This is a genomic window from Serratia sp. CY32780 (genome assembly GCF_052169135.1).
Lineage (GTDB): Bacteria > Pseudomonadota > Gammaproteobacteria > Enterobacterales > Enterobacteriaceae > Serratia > Serratia sarumanii.
Genome location: NZ_JBJNLI010000004.1, coordinates 151,361 through 174,891, shown reverse-complemented (window position 1 = coordinate 174,891; position 23,531 = coordinate 151,361). Strand labels below are relative to the sequence as shown.

Here is a 23,531-nt window from a genome sequence, read left to right as displayed (position 1 = left end):
ATAAAAAAACGCCGGTCGGGAAACCGGACCGGCGTTTATCGTGGCGTTTAAGCCGCGCCGGTCGGCTGCGGCGTGGGGTCGCCGTTGCGGCGTTTGCCGATAAACAGCGCCACCAGCGTCAGCCAGCACAGGCCGCTGATGAGGTTGAACAGGTTGAACAGCCCGCTGCCGCCCCAGACGTAGGCGACCTTGGCCAGTTCGATGCCGATGGTGAACACCATCATGCTCAGCATGCCCATAGTGGCCGACACCGTGCCCTTGCTGACGTTGCTGGAGAACAGCGTCAGGCGGTACAGCCCGGCGTTGGCCAGGCCAATGCCGAAGGCGTACAGGCTCAGGCCGGCGGTCATCCACAGGTAGGCATGGCTGGAGAACTGGGTCGCCAGCGCGGCGATCAGTAGCCCCAGCAGCATCGGGCCCGCGCCCAGCTTGATCAGGCGCTCCACGCTGTTTTTGCCGGTCAGGCGTGCCAGCGTCAGGTTGCCGAGGATCAGCGCGCCGAACACCGGGATTTGCAGCAGGCCGTAATCCAGCGTCGACAGCGACTCACCGCTGATCAGGATCACCGGTGACTGGGCGATCCAGGCCAGCAGCGGCAGGCTGGCGAAACCGATCGCCAAAGCGCCGCACAGGAAGCGGCGGTTGCCCAGCACCTGACGGTAGTCGCGCCACAGGTTGGCGGCGGAAAACGCCTCGCCCTGCAGCGTGGCGGTTTCCGGCATCGCTTTCCACAGGCCGTAGAAGGCGATGGCCGCCAGCGCGGCGAACAGCACGAACATGCTCTGCCACGGCGCGACGTGGATCAGCGCCGCGCCGGCCAGCGGCCCGAGCAGCGGGGCGATCAGCGCCACGTTGGCCATCAGCGCGGTGATCTTGATGCACACCGATTCTTCAAACGACTCCTGGATGGTGGCGTAGCCGACCGCGCCGATAAAGCACAGGCCGATGCCCTGCAGGAAACGCATGGCGATGAACTGCTCGATGGTGGTGACCAACAGGATCGCCAGGCAGGAGACGATAAAGAACGCCACTCCGGCCAGCATCACCGGGCGGCGGCCGCGGCGATCCGACAGCGGCCCGAGCAGCCACTGCAGGAAGATGCCGCCGGCCAGATAGGCGGTCATCGAGGTGGGCACCCACTCTTCGCCGGCGTTGAAATCCGCCACGACGGCCAGCATGCCCGGCTGAATCATATCGTTGCCGATATAAGTGGCGAACTCGAACAGCACCAGACAAAGAGGGAATAAAAGCGCCTGTCGGCCCAAACGTGCCGCAGGTGGTAATGTCGTTTTCATATTATTGTACTGATAGTAAAAGAGAAAAAGGAACTGCCAGGGCGGGAAGCGCAAACTGAGCGAGTTGTGGCGGCTATTTTGCCGCCAATTGTTCACCTTCGCAATCATAAGGTGTTGTTTAAGTGCATTCTGATATTTCGCTTTTGGGTTGTCGCCGAACGCCGTGCCCGATAACCTCTTCTTAACATATCAATATGACACAAGATCGGGCGAGCGTTTGAGCGAGAAAATCGGCTGGATAGACAACCTGCGGGCGATAGCGTGCATGATGGTGGTGATGATCCACGCCACCACCTATTGTGTCACCAACGGCGCGGCGATAGGGCTGCACAACTGGGATATCGCCAACGCACTGAACTCGCTGTCGCGCGTGTCGGTGCCGCTGTTCTTCATGATTTCCGGCTACCTGTTCTTCGGTGAAAAGAGCGCCGGCCGGCGTCATTTCACCCGTATCGCCTGCTGCATTCTGTTCTACAGCGCCATCGCGCTGATCTATATCGCGGCCTTCACCAAGATCGGCTTCTGGCCGTCGCTGCGCGCCATCCTGCAAAAGCCGGTGTTCTACCACCTGTGGTTTTTCTACGCCATTACGGTGATTTACCTGTTGTCGCCGCTGATCAGCGTCAAACCGGTGTCGCGCCGTTACCTGGCCGCCGCGCTGGTGGTGTTGGCGGCGATCGCCAACCCGAATACCGACAAGCTGACCTTCGGCAATGCGCACCTGCTGCCGGTTAACCTGTATATCTACGGCGATACCTTCTACTACCTGCTGTATGCGCTGGCAGGGCGGGCGATTGGCATGATGGAGGCGCGCGGGCGCGCCGTGGGCTGGCTGGCGGCGCTGGGATTTGCGCTGTGCGTGGCGCTGATCGCGCGCGGCACCAAGCACCAGCTATTCATCAACGGCAACTTCGCCGATACCTACTACATCTACAGCGGCCCGCTGGTGTTTATGGCGGCGGTGGCTCTGCTGGTGTGGGTGAAACACTGTTTGCCGCAGCCGATCGGCTGGCTGAGCACGTTCTCCCGCCATTCGCTGGCGATCTACGGTTTTCACGCCCTTATCGTCAACGTGATGCGTAGCCGGCACCTGGATTTCACCGGCCACCCGCTGCTGGATATCTTCTGGGTGTTCGGCGTGGCGCTGGGGCTCAGCCTGCTGCTGTCTGTCGGCCTGCAGCGGCTGGATACCCGCCGGCTGGTGTCATAGCGGCGAGCGCTGGCGCTGCTGGGCGCGGCGCAGCTGCCGCCCGGAAGAAAAGCCGGCCGCCAGCGCGGCCTTCTCCAACCCATATCCTTGCTGCAGGCGCTGTTGCGCCACCGCCAACCGCAGCTGCTCATGATACTCCCGCACGCTGATGCCGACGTGGTTGCGAAACAGCCGCGCCAGGTGGCGGCTGCTGACGTGCGCCTTCTCCGCCACCTGCGGCACCGACCAGTCGGCCTCCGGCTCGGCGGCCATCACGTCCTGCGCGCGGTGTACCGCCGGGTGCAGGTGGTTGCGATAGCGCAGCCAGGGCGACAGCTGCGGATCGTCCCCGGCACGGCGGAAATAGACCACCATATCGCGGGCGACGTCGCGCGCCCGGCCGGAGCCGCAGTGGCGGTGGACCAGGTGCAGCGCCAAATCGATGCCGGTGGTGATGCCCGCGCTGGTGTAGACGCCGCGATCTTCGACGAAGATACGGTTCTCTTTCACCTGCGCCGCCGGCGCCTGCCGGCGGATACGTTCGATGACGTCGTGGTGGGTGGTGCACTGATAGCCGTCGAGCAGCCCGGCCTGCGCCGCCAGCAGCGCGCCGGAACAGATACACACCAGGGTGATGCGCTGCCGCTGCAGATCGGGCCGCAGCGTCGCCAGCCAGCGGCGCGCCTGCTCGGCCTCTTCCCCGGCGAAATAGCGCTGCGAATCGCCGACGCCCGGCAGCACCAGAATGGCGCCGTCTTCCAAGCGTTCGGGCAACGGCTGCAGGCCGCTCAGCGTCATGCCGATGGAGCAGACGATCTGCGGCGCCGGGCTGAGATAACGCAGGCTGAACTGCCCGGCGAGGCGCAGGGTTTCCGCCGGGCCGCTGACGTCCAGCGACAGCACGTTGGGCAACAGCAGAAAATAGACGGCCTGCGACATGGTTACTCCTGTGCGAGTTGCGCCAGCGCCTCATCCACGCTGGCGATGCGGGCGAAACGATCGACCAGTACGGTTTCAGTATGCCGCTTCAGCTGCGCGGGGGTAAAGGTTTCACCGTCGGGATGACGCATCGGGAAGGTCAGCGTCGCCTCGGTGACGAAGGTCACCCGATAACCGAGATCTGACGCTACCCGGGTGGTGGTTTCGCAGCACTGCTCGGTGCGGATGCCGGAGACGATCAGGTGGTTGATATCCCGCTCGCGCAGCCAGGCGTCGAGGCCGGATTCGGTCAGCGCATTGTGTACGTGCTTATGCACGGTGATATCCGCCTGGTGGGTGAGGAACGGCAGGCGCTGCACATGGCCTGAAGCCAGCGAGAACGGCCCCTGCGGCGAAACGTGCAGCACATCGACCAGCGCTGCGCCGCGTTGTTGGCAACCCGCGATCAGGCGCGTCAGCGCCTGCTGAAACGCCGGCAGATCGTCCTCCTGCCAGAATGGACGGTGCTGGAATGATTGCTGGACATCGATGATCAATAACGCACTCTGTGACATTTTCGGCCCTCCGCCTGTGTGTGTGGCGACCATCTTGCGCCGCTCCTTACTCTGGCAGAAGGCCAAAAACGGCCATCATGATGACAACAGCGGACCGACCTTAGGCTTTGCTCACCTGGCCGGCCACCAGACGCCCCTGATGGAAGGTGGCGCTGCGCGCCGGCAGGCGGGCGACCGCCTCGGCGGAACAGCTGGCGTTGACCAGCACGAACTCGGCGGCGTCGCCGGCTTTTGGCCAGGCGCGCTGGCCCTTATCGTCCAGCGGCAACACGCCGCCGGTGGAGATGGCCATGGCGCGCGACAGGTGATACTCGTCGGAGCCACGGTACAGCTGGGCGTACAGGTTGGCCTTCTCCAGGATGTCGCCGGTGCCGAACGGCGACCAGTGGTCGATCACGCTGTCGGTGCCGGTCATCACGAACACCCCTTTCTCGCTGAGCTGCGGCAGCGGCATCATCAGGCCGCCGATCGGCACCGTGGAGGCGATGGTGATCTGCTGCGCCGCCAGCCGGGTGGCGGTTTCCGCCAGTTCGCCCGGCGTCAGCGTGGTCAGGGCGAAAGCGTGGCTGATGGTGACCTTGCCGCGCAGCGCCGGGTTTTGCTCCACGGTGGCGATCATATAGTTGATGGCGGCGACCCCGGCCGGGCTGGTCTCATGCAGGTGGATATCCACGCCTTTGCCGGTATCGAGGGCGATCTGGAACATGGCGTCCAGCGATTGCTCCATCGCGCCGTCGACGTTGGTCGGATCCAGCCCGCCGACGTACTGCACGCCCATCTGCATCGCTTCGCGCATCAGCGCATCGACTTTGGAGTGCAACAGCCCGTGCTGCGGGAAGGCGACGATTTCACAGCTGAAGTCCGCCTGGTGTTTTTCCAGCGCGCGCTGCAGGTGCTCCAGGCTTTTCAGGCCGCTGACCGGATCGATATTGCAGTGGCTGCGCGCCACGGTGCTGCCCTTGGACTGCAGCAGGGCGATCAGATTTTCCGCCCGCTGCTGCGAGGTGGGCAGCAGTTTCGGGATCAGCGTCTGCTCCAGTGCGATCATGTCCATGATGGTCTTGCCCTGGCGCGGGCGCGGCGCCTGCCACGGGCCGCTGTAGAAGGTTTTGTCCAGGTGGATGTGCATGTCGCGAAACGCCGGCAGCAGCAGCTGGCCCTGCGCCTTATAGCGGGGCACGCCGGCGGGCAACGCGGCGTTGGCGGCGTGAATGGCGGCGATCTTGCCGTCTTTGATCTCCAGCGTGTACAGCGCGGTGCGGGTGCCGATCACCGTCTCGCCGTCGTATTCAAAGCCGTCTTCCAGCCGCACCTCGCTCAGGCAGTAGTGGCGATCGGTCAGGGTCATCGGTGCCGGTGCGCACTGCCCGTCGCCCGGTGACGCGGCCTGCGCCATGCCGCCGGTCAGGCCGATCACCGCGCAGGCGGTGGTGAGTTTGCCGGTTTGGCTGAGGAAGGCTCTGCGGCCCGGTTGTTGAGGGTTTTCCACGTTCGGTTCCTTAATCCAGAGGTGAGGGGTGAAAACATCCCCCAATTTAGGAGAGGAACCGGCCGGTTGGCAGCGACATTTGCCACTGGTGACTATTCGATTTGGTAATGATCGGCGTCTGCTGGTGGGTTGGTTCTCCTGGCTTGCTCTTTCGCAGCTTTAATGGCTACATTTGTAGTCATTAAAGCTACATTGAGGCCAGCGTGATGCACGATCCGATGCTCGAATTACTGTTCAGCGAATACCGTAGAAAAGTGCTAAGCCTGCTGTTTATTGAAGTCGGGCAGGCGTTTCATGTGCGAGAAATTGCGCGGCGCACCGCAACTCAGGCCGGGACTTTACATAAAGAGTTGAGCAGGCTGGCTGAAGGCGGCATCTTGCTCAGGCAGCGGCAGGGCAACCAAATTTGCTATCAGGCTAACGCCGATTGCCTGATTTTTCCCGAGTTGGCGGCGATTTTCCGCAAGGCTTGCGGGCCGGCTGCGCGCTTACGGCAGGTACTGACTGGATTTGGGGAAGACATCGAACGGGCTTTCATCTTTGGTTCCGTCGCCAGTGGCAAAGCGACGGCGGCCAGTGATATTGATGTTCTGATCGTCGGTAAACTGTCTTTTGCGGAGGTGATTCAGGCGGTTTATCCGCTGCAGGAGACGCTGGGTCGGGAAATTAACCCCAAACTTTACTCGCCGGAAGAGTGGCGAGCGGCTTTGGCCGAGAACTCCGCGTTTATTCAGGACATTATGGATAAACCCCAACTTTGGATTGTGGGAGACAAGGATGACGCTGGACAATCTGGTCGGGCTGGGACTGGAGGTGATAACGCCTGACGCGGGGGCGATCAAAAAATTGCTGGCCGCCGCCGCGCGCAACCGACGCGATGCGGGTATCACTCAGCTCAGCAATGAGAGCCGTTTCGACACGGCATATAAGGCGGTCATGCAAATGGCTAATGCCGCTTTACAAGCCAAAGGATACCGCACGCTGACCAGCAAGCCCGGCCATCACCAGATCATGATCCAATCGTTGCCGCTCACCGTAGGGCTGCCGCGCGAGGCAATGATCTGCCTGGACGCATTGCGAAAGCAGCGCAACGTGGCGGATTACTCCGGCGACTTGGTGACGGACGCGGCGGTACAGGCTTGCCTTGAGCAGACAGAGGCGCTGTGGGGGCGGCTTATCGACTGGCTGCAACGTGAATATCCGCAGATAGTGGCGTAAGCGGCCTCACTTCAACCCGCAAAACACCGCCAGCCGCTGGGCCAGCGACAGCGTGGCGGCGGGGGCGCCGTCGCGGTAGTAGAGCGCCAGTTCGAAGTTGTCTATCGGCGGCAATCCTTCGGCTTCGCCCAGCACCCGATGCGTCGGCAGACGGCAGCCGGCCGGCAACAGGGTGACGCCCAGCCCGGCGGCGGAAGCGGCGGTCAGCGCCGCCAGGCTGGCGCTGCTGTAGCCGATGCGCCAGCGTTTGCCGAGGTTGTCCAGCGCCTGGCACAGCTCGTCGCGGTACAGGCCGCTGAGCGGAAATACCGCCAGCGGCACCGGCGATTGCTCTATGGCCGGGAAGGCCAGGCTGTCCAACCACAGCAGCGGTTCCGGCCGCGCGGCGCGCGGCGGTTGTCGGCGGCGCTGCTTCACCAGGATCAGATCCAGCTCTTCACGCGCGTAGGCGCTGTGCAGATCGGCGCTCAGGCCGCTGGCGACGTCCAATCGCAGGTGTGGGTGCTCGCGGCTGAAGTCGGCCAGCAGCTCGGTGGTGGGCACGGCGAAATCCTCCGGCATGCCGATCCGCAGCACGCCGTCGCGCCAGATGCCGGTTAGCGCGTCGTGGGCCTCTTCATTCAGCGCGATGATGCGGCGCGCGTAGCTCAACAGCTTGACGCCTTCTTCGGTCAGCAGCACCTGATGCGAGGAGCGCTCAAACAGCGGTTTGCCCAGCATCTCTTCCAGCCGGCGCACCTGCTGGCTAACGGTGGACTGCGACAAAAACACCCGCTCTGCGGCGCGGGTGAAGCTGTTGCTGTCGCATACGGCGACGAAGCTGAGCAGCAGCTGCGGATTGAACATCGGGTAGCGATTCATTTTCCCACTGTTGGCTATTTTATTATTTAATTTCCCAATACTAGCGGCGTTGCCTACAGTAACGCAACGCTGCGGCGATCGCGCTGTGACGCCGCACTCTTCATTTTGCAGTACCAGGAATATACCGTGTTAAATCATTCTGTTAATTCACCTTCTTCGCGCCGCTGGTTCAACCCTCTGCTGCTGGCGCTGGTGTTGATCGGCCTGAACATGCGGCCGCTGTTGACCTCGATTGGCCCGTTGCTGCCGACGCTGCGCCAGGCTACCGGGCTGAGCTTTGGCGGCGCGGCGCTGCTGACCACGCTGCCGGTGCTGATGATGGGCCTGATGGCGTTGGCGGGTGGCGCCATCAACCGGCTGTTCAGCGAACGTAGCGCCGTGGCGTTGAGCCTGTTGGCGATTGGGTCGGGCGCACTTTGGCGCGAGCTGGCCCCCGGCAGCGTGCAGCTGCTGATGAGCGCGGTGCTGGGCGGGCTCGGCATCGGGGTAATCCAGGCGGTGATGCCCGGTATCATCAAGCATCATTTCCTCAACAGCATGGCGCTGGTGGCCGGGCTGTGGTCGGCGGCGCTGATGGGCGGCGGCGGGCTGGGCGCGGCGATCACTCCGTGGCTGATGAGTGCGGGGCACGACTGGCACAGCGCGCTGGCCTGGTGGGCGTTACCGGCGCTGGTGGCGCTGCTGGCCTGGTGGCCGGTCAGTCGCGGGCTGTCGCGCCTGGGCGCGGCGGGAGAAAACCGTGGGCCAAGCCTGCTGCGCAACCGGCGCGCCTGGCTGCTCGGCGCCTATTTCGGCCTGATCAACGGCGGCTATACCAGCCTGATCGCCTGGCTGCCACCGTATTACATGCAGCTCGGTTGGCAGCCGCAGGCCAGCGGTTCGCTGCTGGCGCTGATGACCTTCGGCCAGGTGGTGGGCGCGCTGCTGTTGCCGGCGCTGGCGCGCAATCATGACCGGCGGCCGCTGCTGCTGCTGGCGCTGATGATGCAACTGATCGGCTTTATCGGCCTGATTTACCTGCCGCAGACGCTGCCGTGGCTGTGGGTGTTGGTTTCTGGGCTGGGGCTGGGCGGCGCGTTCCCGCTGTGCCTGGTGCTGGCGCTCGATCACCTGCACCAGCCGGCGGCGGCCGGGCGGCTGGTGGCCTTTATGCAGGGCGTCGGCTTCCTGCTGGCGGGCGTGACACCCTACCTCTCCGGCCTGCTGCGCGACTACAGCGGTGGCTTCGTGTTGGACTGGCAGATCCACGCGCTGCTGGTGGTGGTGCTGATCGCCATCACCTGGCGCTTCCACCCGCACAGCTACCGGCGGGCGTTCGCCGAATAATATTTCTGTCATTGCCGCTCCCTATAGTGACGTTGCTTTTACTTCTGGGCGATAACAACGAAAAGGGACAATGACATGCACAACACCAAAACCCGGCTGGCGCTGCTGGTCGGCTGCATGGCGCTGAGCGCCAACCTGTGGGCCGAGGCGCAGCCGGTACCGGCGACGCTGGCGGGGCATGCGCTGCTGCCGGTGAAATCCACCGTTTCCACGCCGAAGGACGCGCCGAGCGATCTGCAGCTGAGCGGTAAGTACACCAGTGGCAAACGCGTCACCGAGCTGGGCAGCGTGGCGGGCAAATCCGCCGATCGCCTGACCGGCCTCGGCCTGCCGATCGAAGGCCAGCCGCTGCAGGGCCACTCAGGCATCAAACACATGCCCGACGGCACCTACTGGGTGCTGACCGACAACGGCTTCGGCAGCAAGGCCAACTCGCCGGACGCCATGCTGTATCTCAACCACTACAAGATCGATTTCAAAGACGGCACGGTCGCGCCGCTGAAGACGGTTTTCCTGCACGATCCGGATAAAAAGGTGCCGTTCCACATCATCAACGAGAGCACCGAGCAGCGTTATCTGACCGGCAGCGATTTCGATCCGGAAAGCTTCCAGTTTGCCGACGATGCCTTGTGGATCGGTGAAGAATTCGGGCCTTACCTGATCAAGGCCGACCTGAACGGCAAAGTGCTGGCGGTGTTCGACACCCAGGTGGACGGCAAGGTGGTGAAATCGCCGGACAACCCGACGCTAACCCTGCCGGGCGCGCCGGACGGCAAGCAGAACTTCCAGGTGGCGCGCTCCAAAGGCTTTGAAGGCATGGCCGCCTCGCCGGACGGCAGCAAGCTGTACCCGCTGCTGGAAGGGGCGCTGTGGGACGGCGAGCAGTTCGAGAACGTCGGCGGCAAACGCTATCTGCGGGTGCTGGAGTTCGACGTGAAACAGCAGGCCTGGACCGGCCGCAGCTGGCAGTACGTGCTGGAAGACAACCAGAATGCCATCGGCGACTTCAATATGATCGACGCCACCCACGGGCTGGTGATCGAGCGCGACAACGGCGAAGGCACGCCGGATAAAGCCTGCGCCGCAGGCGCGCCGACCGACAACTGCTTCAGCCAGGTGGCCAAGTTCAAGCGGGTGTATAAAATCGCCTTCTCGGACGCCAACGTCGGCAAACCGGTCGACAAACTGGCCTATATCGACCTGATGAACATCCAGGATCCGAACAAGCTGGCGCGCAAGCCGCTGAACGACGGCGTGCTGACCTTCCCGTTCTTCACCATTGAGAACGTGGACGTGGTGGACGCCAACCACATCATCGTCGGTAACGACAACAACTTCCCGTTCTCCTCCAGCCGCCAACCCAATATGGCGGATGACAACGAGTTCATCCTGCTGGACGTGAAGGATTTCCTGAAGTAGTTCTCCTTGGCCGCCGAATCGCCGGCGGCCGCACGATTTCCCGCTTAGCGCAGCGAACAAACTGCGCTATAATCAGCGCCTTGCTTCCTCTCTTCTCCAAGGAAGATCCTCGTCCCCGGTGGGGCGGCCGGACTTCAAATCCGGTTGGGGCCGCCAGCGGTCCTGGGCAGGTTCGACTCCTGTGATCTTCCGCCAATCAATATCTCCCAATCTCCCCTGTGATTGTCGGCTCCGGTAGGGGTAATTTACTCCTCTCATTTTGTGATAGTGCGGCTTGTGTGGGTAGAAGAAACGTTCATGAAGAAGGACTACGAGGCGGTAAGCCTTGACGTAAAAACCGCTTACGCGGCCTTTTTATTTCTGAGGAACAGGGCAAGCAGATACAGGGCGCCCAGCGGCACGGCCATGACATAACAGAATGCATAATACAGGATCAGCACGCCATTTTTGCCTATGGTATCGGCGAACAGTCCGCGGTGCCAAAATTCTTCACTCGTGAACCGCAGGGCGAACGTTTCAATGCCTTTTTTAGCACAGGGATACAGTAAAAAGCTCAGAATGGAGAGGATCAACGAAAGTGCGATATTCACCATGTCCTGGAAAGAATAGATGTAATAAAGCGCGGTAAAAAAATAGGCCGCTCCCCACACCTGACTTTTCCAATAATACGCTTTGGTCATTTGTGCCTCCCTGGGCATGAGTTCCTTTCTGTTTCGTGCTTGGCGAAATGGAATACCGATGCCATTGCCCGTGTCGCGCGGTTTACCCAAGACGTCTGAGTATGCGCAGGGCTTCGGCAAAATGCCATGTTACCGGCTTATCTGGCAGGCGTATTTGGGTTCTGCCGCAAGCGTCTTCTCTCCCCAACACCTAACCCTCTCACTCCCTTTGCAAAAAGAACTGCTTGATGGTTTGCCGCAGCCAGCGGTGCGCCGGATCGCGATCGAGGCGAGGGTGCCAGGCCTGTACGATAAACACTGATTCCAGCTCGAGCGGCAGCTCGATCTCTGCTAACGGCAGGTGGATGTTGCTCACCCCCTGCAGCACGTGGCGCGGCAGCGGCAGGATAAAGTCTGATTTCATGGTCAGCATCATCGCCGAATGGAAGCCCGGTAGGGTCAGGGCGACGTTGCGCTGCAGGCCAAGATCGCGCAGCGCGTCGTCGATCGGCCCCTGGGTGCGCCCGCGGCGGGAGACGCTGATATGCGGGTAATGGGTCAGGGTTTCGGGCGTTACCCGGCCAATGATCGGGTGCCCCGGCCGCACCAACGCCTGAAAGGTGCTGGTGAACAGGCTCTGCGTCTTGATTTCCGGGTGCCAGTCGCGTGAGGAACCGATCACCAGATCCACCTTGCCGCTGCGCAGCGCGTCATCCTCGCCGTCGCTTTCGGCGATAAACTTCAGGCCGCTCAGCGGCGCCATGTCCCGCAGCGTCTCCAGCAAGCCGCCTGCCAGCGCGCCGATAAAAATGTCGTTGGCGCGAATGGTGAAGGTTCTGGTCAGCTTGCCGGGCTCGAAGGATTCATTCGGCGCGATCAGCGCGGCGGCCTGCTCGATGATATCACCGAGCTGGCGTTTCAACTCCAGCGCACGCGGCGTCGGCACCAGATGCTTACCGGCTCTGACCATGATCGGGTCGTCGAACTGCCGGCGGATGCGCCCCAGAATGCGGCTCATCGCCGGCGCGCTCAGATTCATCTTTTCGGCGGCGCCGCTCACGCTCCCTTCTTCCAGCAGCAGATTCAGCGCATAGATCAGGTTGAAATCAATTTTTTGCGGCATGGCCTCTCCGGTAATGGTGCGCTCTATGGATTGTGTTTTGTGCAACTAGTTAATTACATCATTTCATTTTAAACAATCGAAGTAAGCCCGGATACTGCCCACGACAACAAAGATTGAGGCTGAAACAGCAGGAGTGGGGAATGGTTGAGGTGTCTGTTACGCCGCACCACAAAAATCGATGGCTCGCCAGCGCCGGCGAAATCAACGGCCGCACCTGGCTGGGGTTGTTCGGCGTGTTTTTGGCGGTGATGGCCAGCGGCGTGGGGGAAAACGCCAGCAAGTTCGCGCTGGCGGATATACAGGGCGGCATGCTGCTGAGCTTCGATGCCGGCAGCTGGCTGACCACCTGTTATGTCACCGGCTTTGTGATCGGTTCCGGGTTCACGCCCTGTTTTTGGCCGACCTTTTCGCTGCGCCGGGTGGCGTTGACGATGTGCGGCATTTACCTGGCCGGTGGACTGCTGACGCCCTGGTTGGGAGAACAGTATGGCGTGCTGCTGGCGGTGCGCAGCCTGCAGGGCTTCGCCGGCGGCGCGTTGCCGCCGATGCTGATGACGGTGGTGCTGCGTTTTATGCCGCCGCTGATCAAGGTGCTGGGGCTGGGCGCCTATGGCTGGGTCTCCGCCTGGAGCGCCACGCTGGGCGCCACTGCCGCCGCCTTTGCCTTTCACTGGGGCTGGAGCGGGTACTTCTATTGGAACCTGCCGCTGATGGCGATCGCCGCTGTGTGTATCGGCTACGGTCTGCCGCAGGATCCGCTGCGGCTGGAGCGCCTGCGGCAGTTCAACTGGCGCGGCCTGTTGCTCGGCGGCATGGCACTCGGCATGCTGACGATGGGCATCTCACAGGGGGAGCGCCTCGACTGGCTGAACTCACCGCTGATCTACGTTTTATTGTTGGGCGGCGGCGGATTATTGGCATTATTTCTGATGAATGAATGGTATCACCCGCTGCCCTTTTTCAATTTGCAGCTATTAAGCAAAAGGAATTTGTCTTTCTCCTTAATTACGCTGGGTGGCGTGCTGTTAATTATGGTGTCGCTAGTCAATATTACGTCGGGATATTTAGCCGCGATTCAGGGCTATCGTCAGGAACAAACCTCCGACTTAATGCTGTGGGTAGCGTTGCCGCAATTAATTACGCTGCCAATTGTCGCCATGATATGCAATACGCCGCGGGTGGATTGCCGCTGGGTGCTGGCGATCAGCCTGCTGTTGATGGCCACCGCCTGCGTGCTGGCCGCCCAGCTGACGCCGGAATGGAACGGCGACACGTTTCGCGTTATCGCGCTGTTGCAGGCGGTCGCTCAACCGATGGCGATCATCCCCCTGTTGATGCAGGCGACCGGCGGGCTGTTGCCGACCGACGGGCCGTTTGCGGCGGCCTGGTTCAACGCGGTGAAGGGTTTCGCCGCCACCGCGGCCGGCGGCGCCATCGCGCTGCTCAGCCGGCAGCGCGGGGACTATCACGCCGGCACGATCGCCGACGGTTTTGGCTCGGCCTACAGCCGCGCATCGGGGTCGGCGGAGCAGTTGGCGCAGCTTGCCGCCCGGCAGGGCCACGTGCTGGCCAGCGCCGATCTTTATCTGTTGGTTGCCGGCCTGGCGTTATTACTGACCGCGCTGATTTTATTTATGCCGACCCGTATTTATCCGCCGCGTTCGGTCGCCGCCTGACATTTTATCATCAGAAATAAATATTAAGTGGAGTCACTTTTATGGCTAACAAGAAAGTCGCCGTCGCCGTATTGGCGGTTACCGTCATTACGCTGGGATTATTAATCAATAAATTCCTTATTAAAGAGACACAGCAGAATACCAACGACGCCTATATTCGCGCCGATATCTCGCGTATTTCTCCGCAGATTGCCGGTGAAATTGCGCAGGTGTTGGTCAGGGACAATCAGTGGGTCAAACAGGGGGAGTTGCTGGCGGTGATCGACCCGCGTGAATTCAACGTTGCCCTAGCGCAGGCGACGGCGCAGGAGCAATCGGCCCGCGCCCGGCAGGACGACGCCAGGGCCAATCTGACCCGGCAAAGCGCGCTGATCGCCGCCGCGCAGGCGGAGCGTCAGGCGGCGCAGGCGGAGCTGGCGTTTGCGCGCCAGGAGCAGAACCGCTACCAGAGAATGGCCAGCAGCGGCGCGGGCTCCCAGCAGGCGGCGCAGCAGGCGACAACGCGGGTGCACACGCTTTCCGCCAATGTGGCGCAGGCGGAGGCGACGCTCAAAGCGGCGCGAAACATGGAGCAGGTGCTGCAAGCCAAGCTGGCGGACAGCGATGCCGAGCTGATGCTGGCGCAGGCCAAGAAAGCGATGGCCGAGCTGAACCTGTCTTACACCCGCATCACCGCGCCGATCGGCGGCGTGGTCGGCAAGAAAAGCCTGCGGGTCGGGGAGTTCGTCAAACCGGGCGATGCGCTGCTGGCCATCGTGCCGCAGGACAAGCTGTACATCATCGCCAACTACCAGGAAACCCAGCTGGAAAACATTGCGCACGGGCAGTCGGTGGACATCCATATCGATACCTTTCCCGGCCAAACGCTGAAAGGGCAGGTGGACAGCATTGCGCCGGCTTCCGGCGTCAGCTTCGCGGCCGTGGCGCCGGAGAACGCCACCGGCAACTTCACCAAGATCGTTCAGCGCATCCCGGTGAAGATCGTGTTTGATAGCAACAAGGAGCACGCCGCCTTGCTGAGCGCCCTGCGCGTCGGGATGTCCGCGGACGTCAGCATCAATACGCTGGACGGAGGCCTGCAATGAACAGAGCCGTGATCCCGCTGCTGTTGATTGCGCTGAGCGGCTGCCGGGCGGTAGGGCCGGACTACGCTCGGCCGCAGAACGCGCTGCCCAATAACTGGGGCGAGCAGGCCGGCGGCGGGGCGCTGCCGGTGGCCTGGTGGTCGATATTCAACGACGCGCCGCTGTCGCAACTGGTGCAGCGCGCGGCGGCCGGCAACCTGGATCTGCAGCTCGCCACGGCGCGCATGCAGCAAAGCCGCGCCCTGCTGGGCGTGACCGAGGCGGCGCTGATGCCGGATCTGAGCCTGGACGGCGCCTATCAGCGCCAGCGCGCCACCTCGGTGGGCAGCATGGATCCGTCCGGCAACGGCGGAGAGGCGGATTATAACCTCTGGCGCGGCGGATTCAGCGCCAGCTGGGAGCTGGACATGTGGGGCAAGCTGCGTCGCGCGTCGGAAAGCGCGCGCGCCGGCTTCGCCGCTTCGCAGGAGAATCGGCGCGCGCTGCTGACGTCGGTGACGGCGGAGGTGGCGAGCGATTATCTGCGCCTGCGCGCCACGCAGCAGCAGCTGGCGGTGGCGCAGGAAAACCGCGCCACGGCGCTGCGCACGCTGCAGCTGACGCAAAGCCGTTATCAAAGCGGCGCGGGCAACGAACTGGATATCGATCAGGCGCAGGTGCAGTTGGCGCAGGTGGATGCCCTGCTGCCGACGCTGGTCGATCGGCAGGAACGCTTGATCAACGCCATCAGCCTGCTGTTGGGCGAGCGGCCTGGCGCGCTGAAAGCGATGTTGTCGCCGACGGGGCCGCTGCCGACGCTGGCGCGCGCGGTGCCGATGGGCGTGCCGTCGGATCTGGCGCTGCGCAGGCCGGATATTCGCGAAGCGGCGGCGCGTTTGCATCAGGCGACCGCCGAGATCGGCGTCGCCACCGCCGACTACTATCCGCGCATCACGCTGACCGGCAACGCGGGCTATCAGGCGCTGGCGCTGGCGGATATGGGCAGTTGGTCCACGCATACCTTCGCCATCGGCCCCACCCTGTATCTGCCGCTGTTCGACGGGGGGAAAATCACCCAGCGGGTGCGCCTGAGCGAATACCGGCAGCAGGAAATGGCCATCGCCTACCAGCAAACGGTGCTGCGCGCCTGGCACGAGATCGACGACGCGCTTTCCGGCTATCGCGCCCAGCAGCGCCGCCAGACGCACCTGGCCGAGGCGCTGGCCGCCAACCGGCACGCGTTTGCGCTGGCGCGCGACAGCTATCTGAACGGCGCCAGCGATTTTATCCATGTTCTGAGCACGCAGCGTGCGCTGCTGGATCTGCAGTCCGCGCAAATTGTTTCTCAGGAGGAGACGGCGATCGCCGTGGTGAATATCTATCGAGCGCTGGGCGGTGGCTGGGAACACACCTATCCGTCTGCGGCGCCACAGGAGAAGGCTGATGCACAATACGCTGAATAAAATTGTCGACGAGATGCTGGAAAGGGACACCCGCCGCAAACGGGAGGCCCGGGTGAGCGCCGTGCGGCAAGTCACCGCCCGGATCCGCCGCATCACGTTGAGCGGCGACGATGTGGATAAGTTTATCGCCGATCCGCGCGCGCAGGAGCCGGCCAACTGGGTCAAGGTGTTCTTCCCGTGGCGCGACACGCTGGCCGGACGGGCTTACACCCTGAGCGGCATCGACAAACTCGCCCGCACCTTCGATATCGACATGGTGCTGCACGGCGAAGGCCCGGCGTCGAACTGGGCGCGCGACGCGATGCCGGGCGACAAGCTGGGGTTCGCCGGCCCTTGCTCCGGCGGCTTTCGTCTGTTGCCGCAAACCCGCTGGCTGCTGTTGCTGGGCGATGAGACCGCGCTGCCCGCCATGCGCACCATCCTCGCCTCGCTGTCTGCCCCGTTGCCGGTGCTGTGGTTCGCCGAAGTGGGCGATGCGCAGGAGATTCAGGACGTCGATTACTCCTTTTTGCAGGTGAACAGCTGGCAAATCCGCACCCGACATTTCGACAGCGTGATGAACAGCCCGCTGGTGCAGGCCGTCAGCCATTGCGAGCTGCCGCCCGGCGAAGGGCAGGTGTGGCTGGCCTGCGAACACCAGGTCGCCGCCTATCTGAAGGCGCGCTTTATCAACGAAATGGGCATTTCCCGCGCTGCGCTGTTTGCCAAGGGTTATTGGAAAAAGGGCGAAGCCAACTTCAAGGGTGCGATTTAACTCGGGCGAATGAGGGTTGTTATGATTGAGAGAGTGTTATTGGCGGTGGACTGTTTTGAACACAGCGGCAATGCCCTGGATTTTATGGCGCGTCTGCAAGGCAGCATCGGCGGCGTGATCGTACTGACGGTGGTAGACAATGCCTTCACGCTCAGCCGCAGCGGCCTGCGTTTCGACAGCGACGAGCGCGAGGAATATCCCGCCGCCCAGCGCGAAGAGGCGCTGGCGGAAAAGCAGGTCGGGCAGGTGACGCGGGCGCTGAAACAGATGGGCTTCAACGCCCAGGGGCTGCTGGCTGCGGGGGCGCCCATCGAGGTGATCCCGGAACAGATGGCGCTGTTTAACTGCGATTTGCTGATCATCTCGCACCGCCACCTGTCTTCGTTGGGGCGCTGGCTGAACGCCTCCGTCACGCGCGGCCTGCTGGATGAGATTGGCCAACCGGTATTGGTGATCCCGCGCTAAGCTATGGGTAAGGGCAGCCGCATGCGGCTGTGCGCGTTCGGCGACGAAGGCCGAACATACCGGAGGTCAACATGCGAAGCCTGGAAGATCAACTTGCCGCTTATGCCGCCTACCACCGCGATGCGCGCAATATCGCCACGCATTTTATCGGCATCCCGCTGATCGTCGTCAGCCTGCTGGCGCTGCTCTCCCGGCCGGCGTGGGGCGCGGGATGGCTGCCGTTTTCGCCGGCCTGCGCGGTGGTTTTCGTCGCGGCCCTCTATTACCTGCGGCTGAGCCTGCGCCCTGGCGTCATGATGCTGGCGTTGCTGCTGCTGTGCCTCGGGATCGGCGCCTGGGTGGCGTCGCTGTCGACGGCGGCGTGGCTGAGCATCGGCATCGGCGGTTTCGTCATCGGCTGGCTGTTTCAGTTTGTCGGGCATTTCTGGGAGGGGCGAAAACCGGCGTTTATGGACGACGTGACGGGCCTTATCATCGGCCCGCTGTTCGTGCTGGCGGAAGCCTGCTTCCTGGCCGGCGGGCTGCGTGAACTGCAGCGGAACATCGAACTGCGTGCGGGCAAAGTGCGCAATGCAAAGCGCTAAACGAGGCGATTCCGATAGTCAGATGAAAAGCCTCTTTCAAAGAAAGAGGCTGAATGGGTTCAGATTAGGCGTGTTGGATCAATTTCCAGGTGACGCCTTTGCCGCCATAGGGAGGCATGATATTGCCTTTGGCGATTGGCGCTGTGGTTGAGGGTTTGCCAACCACTTCCCAGACACCGCTTTCCGGGCATTTCTGTCCTGTTGAGGCGGTAGTACCAATAGGTGACTTAGACATACGATCTTTCCTTAATCAAAGCGGCGCCACCATAGCGCCGGGCATAAAGATATTTACATGTTCGCTTATATATTCAACCCATAGGGGAGAATATGGAAGATAGGCATATTTTCTCTTTCTTATTTGGATTCTTTGACTTTTTTATTTGCGTTTTTAATTTTTAAATATCAACTTATTTATCATTTTAATCTATGAATTGTAATTATTTTTGAATTTAATTGCTTTGGAAGCTATCTGTAAAATGTTTTCAATTTCATTATGTTAGTTTCTTTTTGTGTATTCTGATATCAATGGTGTTTATTTGGCTTATATAATTCATTTCAGAATTATATAAGAATTGATTTTGTTGGTTACATTCATTGCGTGTATATAAGTGAGTTGGTAGGGCAAGGGTTTTCCATGCTATCGCCGATAACGCATAATCAGTAAGGAATATCGTTGGTTTTTCATTGGATTTATCCGGGCATGGTATGCGGAGGTTAAATACCCCAAGTGCAGAGTGATTCCCCTCGGCGCTTATCCTTCAGACGCATTAACGCCATTCTCCGCACGCACCGCCGCGATCGCGGTAAAGCAACCTTGATGCCCAATGCCAATCTCACCTCCTCACTTTTAACAAATTTGCAAAAGTCTTTTAGCCTCCCGCCTGCTTATCTTTGTTGTGATCAATGTCATACTTTCGGCATCTTAACTGTTCCCGCGCTTCGGCAGCGGTAAACCGGAGTTGTTGCATGAAAGTGAATTATCCCTTGTTAGCGCTGGCGGTGGGGGCGTTTGGCATCGGCACCACCGAATTCTCTCCCATGGGCTTGCTGCCGACCATCGCCAAAGGGGTGGACGTCTCCATTCCGATGGCCGGCATGTTGATCAGCGCCTACGCCGTCGGCGTGATGGTCGGCGCGCCGCTGATGACGCTGCTGCTGTCGCACCGGGCGCGCAGAAGCGCGCTGATTTTCCTGATGGCGATCTTTACCCTGGGCAACGTGCTGTCGGCTATCGCGCCGGATTACACCACCCTGATGCTGTCGCGCATCATCACCAGCCTGAACCACGGCGCTTTCTTTGGTCTCGGTTCAGTGGTGGCCGCCAGCGTGGTGCCGAAAGAGAAACAGGCCAGCGCCGTGGCGACCATGTTTATGGGCCTGACCATCGCCAATATCGGCGGGGTGCCTGCCGCAACCTGGCTGGGTGAAACCATCGGCTGGCGCATGTCGTTCCTGGCGACGGCCGGGCTGGGCGTGATCGCCATGCTGGGGCTGTGGTTCTCGTTGCCGAAAGGCAGCGCCGGGGCGCGCCCTGACGTCAAGCGCGAGCTGTCGGTGCTGGTGCGCCCGCAGGTGCTGACCGCGCTGCTGACGACCGTGCTGGGGGCGGGCGCGATGTTCACGCTCTATACCTACATCTCGCCGGTATTGCAGCACATCACCGAGGCGACGCCGCTGTTCGTGACGGTGATGCTGGTGTTGATCGGCGTCGGTTTCTCCATCGGCAACTACCTCGGCGGCAAGTTCGCCGACCGTTCCGAGAGCGCGACGCTGAAGGGCTTCCTGCTGCTGTTGGTGGCCATCATGCTGCTGATCCCGCTGCTGGCGCGCAGTGACATCGGCGCGGCGGTGAGCATGGTGATTTGGGGCGCGGCGACCTTTGCCGTGGTGCCGCCGCTGCAGATGCGCGTGATGCGCGTGGCCAGCGAAGCGCCGGGGCTGTCGTCTTCGGTCAACATCGGCGCTTTCAACCTGGGTAACGCGCTGGGCGCCGCCGCCGGTGGCGCGGTGGTCTCCGCCGGTTTGGGCTACAGCTTCGTGCCGGTGATGGGGGCGATTATCGCCGGATTGGCGCTGCTGCTGGTGTTGTTCACCAGCCGCACCGCCGCAAAAGTCGTTTACGCCAACGGCTAAATACGCAGATGCGGCGGGCCTGCTCGCCGCACCTACTCAAAGCCGAGCAGGCTGAACGCATCGTCCTGCGGGGCGTAACCCAGCAGGCGACGGGTCTCTTCCAGCGATAAACGCGTGTAGCGGTTATTGGAAACCCCGTGCACCACCGCATATTGCACCCCTTCGACGCGAATGCAGCGCTCCAGCAGATCGGCGGCGTCGCGATGGCTGAGGAACGCGCTCATGTCGCGAGCGCTGAGCCGATCGCCCGGGCTGAGGGTGGTGAAGTTGGCGATGCGCACCGACAGGGCGGAAAGCCCTTCCTGATGGGCGAAGTAGGCGGCGATGCCTTCGCCGAAGGCTTTGCTGGCGCCGTACAGGTTCTTCGGCTTCGGCGCGTCGTCCGGGCGGATTTGGTAATCGAGCGGATAGCCTTCCACCGCCTGCGCGCTGCTGGCGAACACCACCCGGCGGCAGCCGGCGTCTTTCGCCGCGCGGAAGATATTGAAGGTGCCGAGAATGTTATTGTCCATCAACGAGCCGCAGAAGTCGGCATCGGGGGAGGGATCGGCCGCCAAATGCAACACGGTGTCGATATTGGCGCAGGCCGCGCGGCAGGCATCGAGATCGGCGATGTCGAAGCTGATGACTTCGTCGCCCGGCTGCCGATCGCTCAGCAGGCTGATGTCTCGTTCCGCCAGGCGCAGCGCGTAGCGATCGCCCATCGCCAGACGAAACGCCGTGGCTACCCGGCCGCCGGCGCCGGTGATCAGAATCCGTCCCAACTCAGTCCGCAACGTCATGGTCGCTGTCATCCCTACAATCGATTACGCGTTGACCAGTAATAATCGCCCGCGTGACTTTTGTCCAGTCGTTTTAATTAGTCTCTCTGATGTTTCTGTCACCATCGTCAATTGCGCACGGTGATTTTTGCGCGGGTGAATATCGTGGGATGTTAACGATGCGCAATCAGGTTTGGCGATCTATTTACCTTATGGATTGCGGGTTGTGACGAAAAAACGAGGACTGGCAGTGGATGAGCGAGCGCTTTACTTTCGCTTGATAGTGAATTATTAGGTTAGTTAATCTTATGTTTTTGGGCGAAGCGGAGCGGTACTCCGCCACCCCTTTCCATTCTATCGCCTGCGCGATATATCACCGTGGCGCTGAAGCCGATAGAGGGCGGCAGGCCTTATTTGCCACCCCGGGACGGTTTTGCCCACCCGATCACAGTTCGGCAATTTGCCGGCGCAAAGGCTTGCGCCGGCAAAATCCGCGGTGTTAACGTCATAACTCAACCGATTTAGGGTTGTTACTGCTACGGCAGGCAAAACCTAAACCTCGCGTTTCTGTTCCCCGATGGGGCAGAGGCCGCGAGGTTTAGGTTTTTTTTTGCGCCGAATTCCGCCTCAGCGCCAGGCCAGTGCGGGGGGGAGCGGCAGAACGCGAAGTCTAAGGATAACCGTATGAAATATGACACATTAGCCAGTGAGATTTTGGCCGGCGTCGGTGGCCGCGACAATGTGAAAAGCCTGGTGCACTGCGCCACCCGCCTGCGTTTCAAGCTGCGCGATGACACTCGCGCCAACGCGGCAGCGCTGAAGAAAAATCCTGGGGTCATTATGGTGGTGGAGAGCGGCGGCCAGTTCCAGGTGGTGGTGGGCAACCACGTGGCGGAGGTGTTCGACGCGGTCAACCGGGTTGGCGGATTGGCCGACGGCGCGCCGAGCGACGACGCGGGCGGCAAAAAAGACAACCTGCTCAGCCGCTTTATCGATCTGGTGTCCGGCATTTTCACCCCGCTGCTCGGGGTGATGGCCGCTTCGGGGATCCTGAAAGGCTTCCTGGCGCTGAGCCTGGCCTGCGGCTGGCTGCTGGAGAGCGGCGGCACCTTCAAAATGCTGTTCGCCGCCAGCGACTCGCTGTTCTACTTCTTCCCGATCATGCTCGGCTACACCGCCGGGAAAAAATTCGGCGGCAACCCCTTCGTCACCATGGCGATCGGCGGCGCGTTGACGCATCCGCTGATGATGGCGGCGTTCGAAGCGGCGCAGCAGCCGGGGGCGGTGCGCGAGTATTTCTTCGGCATTCCGCTGACCTTCATCAACTACAGCTCGTCGGTGATCCCGATCATCTTCGCGGCCTGGGTATCCTGCCGCCTGGAGCCGCTGTTTAACCGGGTGATCCACAGCGCGCTGCGCAATTTCATCACGCCGCTGCTGTGCCTGGCGATCACCGTGCCGTTGACCTTCCTGCTGATCGGCCCGGCGGCGACCTGGCTCAGCCACCTGCTGGCCAACGGCTATCAGAGCATTTACGCCTTTAACCCGATCGTTGCCGGCGCCTTTATGGGGGCGATGTGGCAGGTGTGCGTGATCTTCGGCCTGCATTGGGGACTGGTGCCGTTGATGATCAATAACCTGAGCGTGCTGGGGCGCGACACCATGGTGCCGCTGCTGTTGCCGGCGGTGATGGGGCAGGTCGGCGCCACGCTGGGCGTGATGCTGCGCACCCGCGACGCCAAACTGCGGGCGCTGTCCGCTTCGGCCATCGGCGCCGGGATTTTCGGCATCACCGAACCGGCGGTGTACGGCGTTACGCTGCCGAACAAACGCCCGTTCATCTTCGGCTGCATCGGCGGCGCGCTGGGCGGTGCGGTGATCGGCTACTTCCAGACCTCGGTCTACTCGTTCGGCCTGGTGAGCGTATTCACCTTCGCGCAGATCATCCCCGGCGGCGGCATCGACGCCACGGTATGGGGCGCGATCGGCGGCACCCTGCTGTCGTTCGTGTTCGCCGCGCTGGCCAGCTACCTGTTCGGCGTCGCGCCGGCGGAAGAGACGGCGCAGCCTGAAGCCGCCGCGCCGCTTAACCGCAAACAGGCCATCCTCAGCCCGATCGCCGGCGACATCGTGCCGCTGGATCAGGTGAACGACGCGACCTTCGCCAGCGGCCTGCTGGGGAAAGGGGTGGCGATCGCGCCGCAGCAGGGGCGCGTGGTGGCGCCGGTGAGCGGCAGCGTGGCGTCGCTGTTCAAAACCAAACACGCCATCGGTATCGAATCGGACGACGGCGCGGAGATTCTCATCCACGTCGGCATCGATACCGTGAAGCTGGACGGGGCGCATTTCACCGCCCACGTGCGGGAAGGCGAGCGGGTCGCCCCGGGCGATCTGCTGATCGAGTTCGACCAGGCGGCGATCCATGCCGCCGGCTATGACACCACCACGCCGATCATCATCAGCAACAGCGATGACTACGTGGACGTGTTGACCAGCGGCCTGTCTCCGGTGCAGGAACAGGCGCCGCTGCTGACTTTATTACGTTAATTGAGGAGCAAG

22 protein-coding genes and 1 tRNA gene are annotated in these 23,531 nt (G+C 61.9%); 14 read left to right on the top strand and 9 right to left on the bottom strand.

What is annotated here, in order from left to right:
• Positions 1 to 47: 47 nt before the first annotated feature.
• Positions 48 to 1,295, bottom strand: coding sequence for an MFS transporter (locus ACJ8HH_RS18575; protein WP_043148337.1), 1,248 nt, complete (start codon positions 1,293 to 1,295; stop codon positions 48 to 50).
• A gap of 217 nt (positions 1,296 to 1,512) precedes the next feature.
• On the opposite strand from ACJ8HH_RS18575, the gene ACJ8HH_RS18570 reads away from it, so the two are divergent.
• Positions 1,513 to 2,505: an acyltransferase gene (locus ACJ8HH_RS18570; RefSeq protein ID WP_060451988.1), complete on the top strand. Its 993-nt coding sequence runs from the start codon at positions 1,513 to 1,515 to the stop codon at positions 2,503 to 2,505.
• Here the strand turns inward: ACJ8HH_RS18570 and ACJ8HH_RS18565 are convergent.
• The 3 genes from ACJ8HH_RS18565 to ACJ8HH_RS18555 all read right to left on the bottom strand — a co-directional run bounded on the left by ACJ8HH_RS18565 (position 2,500) and on the right by ACJ8HH_RS18555 (position 5,466).
• The gene (locus ACJ8HH_RS18565; protein WP_033636576.1) at positions 2,500 to 3,423 is read right to left on the bottom strand and encodes a GlxA family transcriptional regulator; all 924 of its coding nucleotides are present in this window, start codon (positions 3,421 to 3,423) and stop codon (positions 2,500 to 2,502) included. The genes ACJ8HH_RS18570 and ACJ8HH_RS18565 overlap by 6 nt on opposite strands.
• A gap of 2 nt (positions 3,424 to 3,425) precedes the next feature.
• On the bottom strand, positions 3,426 to 3,977 hold the full coding sequence (locus ACJ8HH_RS18560; RefSeq protein WP_033636578.1) for an isochorismatase family protein: 552 nt from the start codon (positions 3,975 to 3,977) through the stop codon (positions 3,426 to 3,428).
• Positions 3,978 to 4,077: 100 nt separating this feature from the next.
• Complete coding sequence (locus tag ACJ8HH_RS18555; protein WP_060431262.1) at positions 4,078 to 5,466, bottom strand: amidohydrolase family protein; 1,389 nt, start codon at positions 5,464 to 5,466, stop codon at positions 4,078 to 4,080.
• 206 nt (positions 5,467 to 5,672) lie between these two features.
• Between ACJ8HH_RS18555 and ACJ8HH_RS18550 the strand changes: the two genes are divergently transcribed.
• A complete protein-coding gene (locus ACJ8HH_RS18550) occupies positions 5,673 to 6,293 on the top strand; it encodes a nucleotidyltransferase domain-containing protein (protein ID WP_049213614.1) in 621 nt (206 codons plus the stop codon).
• Entirely contained in the window at positions 6,244 to 6,684 is a 441-nt protein-coding gene (locus tag ACJ8HH_RS18545) for a hypothetical protein (protein ID WP_039568213.1), read from the top strand. The genes ACJ8HH_RS18550 and ACJ8HH_RS18545 overlap by 50 nt, the downstream gene beginning before the upstream one ends.
• 6 nt (positions 6,685 to 6,690) lie before the next feature.
• Here the strand turns inward: ACJ8HH_RS18545 and ACJ8HH_RS18540 are convergent, their stop codons facing one another.
• Positions 6,691 to 7,545, bottom strand: coding sequence for a LysR family transcriptional regulator (locus ACJ8HH_RS18540; protein WP_033649519.1), 855 nt, complete (start codon positions 7,543 to 7,545; stop codon positions 6,691 to 6,693).
• A 126-nt stretch (positions 7,546 to 7,671) separates the two neighbouring features.
• Between ACJ8HH_RS18540 and ACJ8HH_RS18535 the strand changes: the two genes are divergently transcribed.
• From ACJ8HH_RS18535 to ACJ8HH_RS18525, 3 genes are all read left to right on the top strand, one after another.
• Positions 7,672 to 8,871 carry a cyanate transporter gene (locus ACJ8HH_RS18535; RefSeq protein ID WP_048322035.1) on the top strand — a complete coding sequence of 400 codons (1,200 nt, stop codon included), beginning with the start codon at positions 7,672 to 7,674 and terminating at the stop codon, positions 8,869 to 8,871.
• Positions 8,872 to 8,946: 75 nt separating this feature from the next.
• The gene (locus tag ACJ8HH_RS18530) at positions 8,947 to 10,290 is read left to right on the top strand and encodes an esterase-like activity of phytase family protein (RefSeq protein WP_039568210.1); all 1,344 of its coding nucleotides are present in this window, start codon (positions 8,947 to 8,949) and stop codon (positions 10,288 to 10,290) included.
• Positions 10,291 to 10,390: 100 nt separating this feature from the next.
• Positions 10,391 to 10,485 (top strand) — tRNA-Sec (locus tag ACJ8HH_RS18525).
• 146 nt (positions 10,486 to 10,631) lie between these two features.
• Here the strand turns inward: ACJ8HH_RS18525 and ACJ8HH_RS18520 are convergent.
• Both ACJ8HH_RS18520 and ACJ8HH_RS18515 read right to left on the bottom strand, forming a co-directional pair.
• Positions 10,632 to 10,970 (bottom strand): colicin E1 family microcin immunity protein, encoded by a 339-nt coding sequence (locus ACJ8HH_RS18520; RefSeq protein WP_052210578.1) that lies wholly within the window; start codon positions 10,968 to 10,970, stop codon positions 10,632 to 10,634.
• Positions 10,971 to 11,169: 199 nt separating this feature from the next.
• Positions 11,170 to 12,072 (bottom strand): LysR family transcriptional regulator, encoded by a 903-nt coding sequence (locus ACJ8HH_RS18515; protein ID WP_033649994.1) that lies wholly within the window; start codon positions 12,070 to 12,072, stop codon positions 11,170 to 11,172.
• A 140-nt stretch (positions 12,073 to 12,212) separates the two neighbouring features.
• On the opposite strand from ACJ8HH_RS18515, the gene ACJ8HH_RS18510 reads away from it, so the two are divergent.
• The 6 genes from ACJ8HH_RS18510 to ACJ8HH_RS18485 all read left to right on the top strand — a co-directional run bounded on the left by ACJ8HH_RS18510 (position 12,213) and on the right by ACJ8HH_RS18485 (position 18,078).
• Positions 12,213 to 13,748: an MFS transporter gene (locus tag ACJ8HH_RS18510; protein ID WP_033649995.1), complete on the top strand. Its 1,536-nt coding sequence runs from the start codon at positions 12,213 to 12,215 to the stop codon at positions 13,746 to 13,748.
• A 41-nt stretch (positions 13,749 to 13,789) separates the two neighbouring features.
• Entirely contained in the window at positions 13,790 to 14,833 is a 1,044-nt protein-coding gene (locus tag ACJ8HH_RS18505; RefSeq protein ID WP_033649996.1) for an HlyD family secretion protein, read from the top strand.
• The gene (locus ACJ8HH_RS18500) at positions 14,830 to 16,275 is read left to right on the top strand and encodes an efflux transporter outer membrane subunit (protein ID WP_033649997.1); all 1,446 of its coding nucleotides are present in this window, start codon (positions 14,830 to 14,832) and stop codon (positions 16,273 to 16,275) included. The genes ACJ8HH_RS18505 and ACJ8HH_RS18500 overlap by 4 nt, the downstream gene beginning before the upstream one ends.
• The gene (locus ACJ8HH_RS18495) at positions 16,256 to 17,029 is read left to right on the top strand and encodes a siderophore-interacting protein (RefSeq protein ID WP_033649998.1); all 774 of its coding nucleotides are present in this window, start codon (positions 16,256 to 16,258) and stop codon (positions 17,027 to 17,029) included. The genes ACJ8HH_RS18500 and ACJ8HH_RS18495 overlap by 20 nt, the downstream gene beginning before the upstream one ends.
• A gap of 21 nt (positions 17,030 to 17,050) precedes the next feature.
• The gene (locus tag ACJ8HH_RS18490) at positions 17,051 to 17,494 is read left to right on the top strand and encodes a universal stress protein (protein WP_033636596.1); all 444 of its coding nucleotides are present in this window, start codon (positions 17,051 to 17,053) and stop codon (positions 17,492 to 17,494) included.
• 71 nt (positions 17,495 to 17,565) lie between these two features.
• Positions 17,566 to 18,078: an Mpo1 family 2-hydroxy fatty acid dioxygenase gene (locus tag ACJ8HH_RS18485; RefSeq protein WP_060451989.1), complete on the top strand. Its 513-nt coding sequence runs from the start codon at positions 17,566 to 17,568 to the stop codon at positions 18,076 to 18,078.
• A gap of 64 nt (positions 18,079 to 18,142) precedes the next feature.
• On the opposite strand, the gene ACJ8HH_RS18480 is transcribed toward ACJ8HH_RS18485, so the two are convergent.
• Positions 18,143 to 18,313 (bottom strand): hypothetical protein, encoded by a 171-nt coding sequence (locus ACJ8HH_RS18480; RefSeq protein WP_162846235.1) that lies wholly within the window; start codon positions 18,311 to 18,313, stop codon positions 18,143 to 18,145.
• Positions 18,314 to 19,044: 731 nt separating this feature from the next.
• On the opposite strand from ACJ8HH_RS18480, the gene ACJ8HH_RS18475 reads away from it, so the two are divergent.
• On the top strand, positions 19,045 to 20,211 hold the full coding sequence (locus tag ACJ8HH_RS18475; protein ID WP_039568202.1) for an MFS transporter: 1,167 nt from the start codon (positions 19,045 to 19,047) through the stop codon (positions 20,209 to 20,211).
• Positions 20,212 to 20,243: 32 nt separating this feature from the next.
• Here ACJ8HH_RS18475 and ACJ8HH_RS18470 read toward each other — a convergent pair whose 3' ends face one another.
• Positions 20,244 to 20,993 (bottom strand): NAD-dependent epimerase/dehydratase family protein, encoded by a 750-nt coding sequence (locus ACJ8HH_RS18470; RefSeq protein ID WP_033650001.1) that lies wholly within the window; start codon positions 20,991 to 20,993, stop codon positions 20,244 to 20,246.
• Between the two features lie 663 nt (positions 20,994 to 21,656).
• Here ACJ8HH_RS18470 and bglF point away from each other — a divergent pair.
• Complete coding sequence (gene bglF / locus ACJ8HH_RS18465; RefSeq protein ID WP_033650002.1) at positions 21,657 to 23,519, top strand: PTS beta-glucoside transporter subunit IIABC; 1,863 nt, start codon at positions 21,657 to 21,659, stop codon at positions 23,517 to 23,519.
• The last annotated feature ends 12 nt before the right edge of the window (positions 23,520 to 23,531 follow it).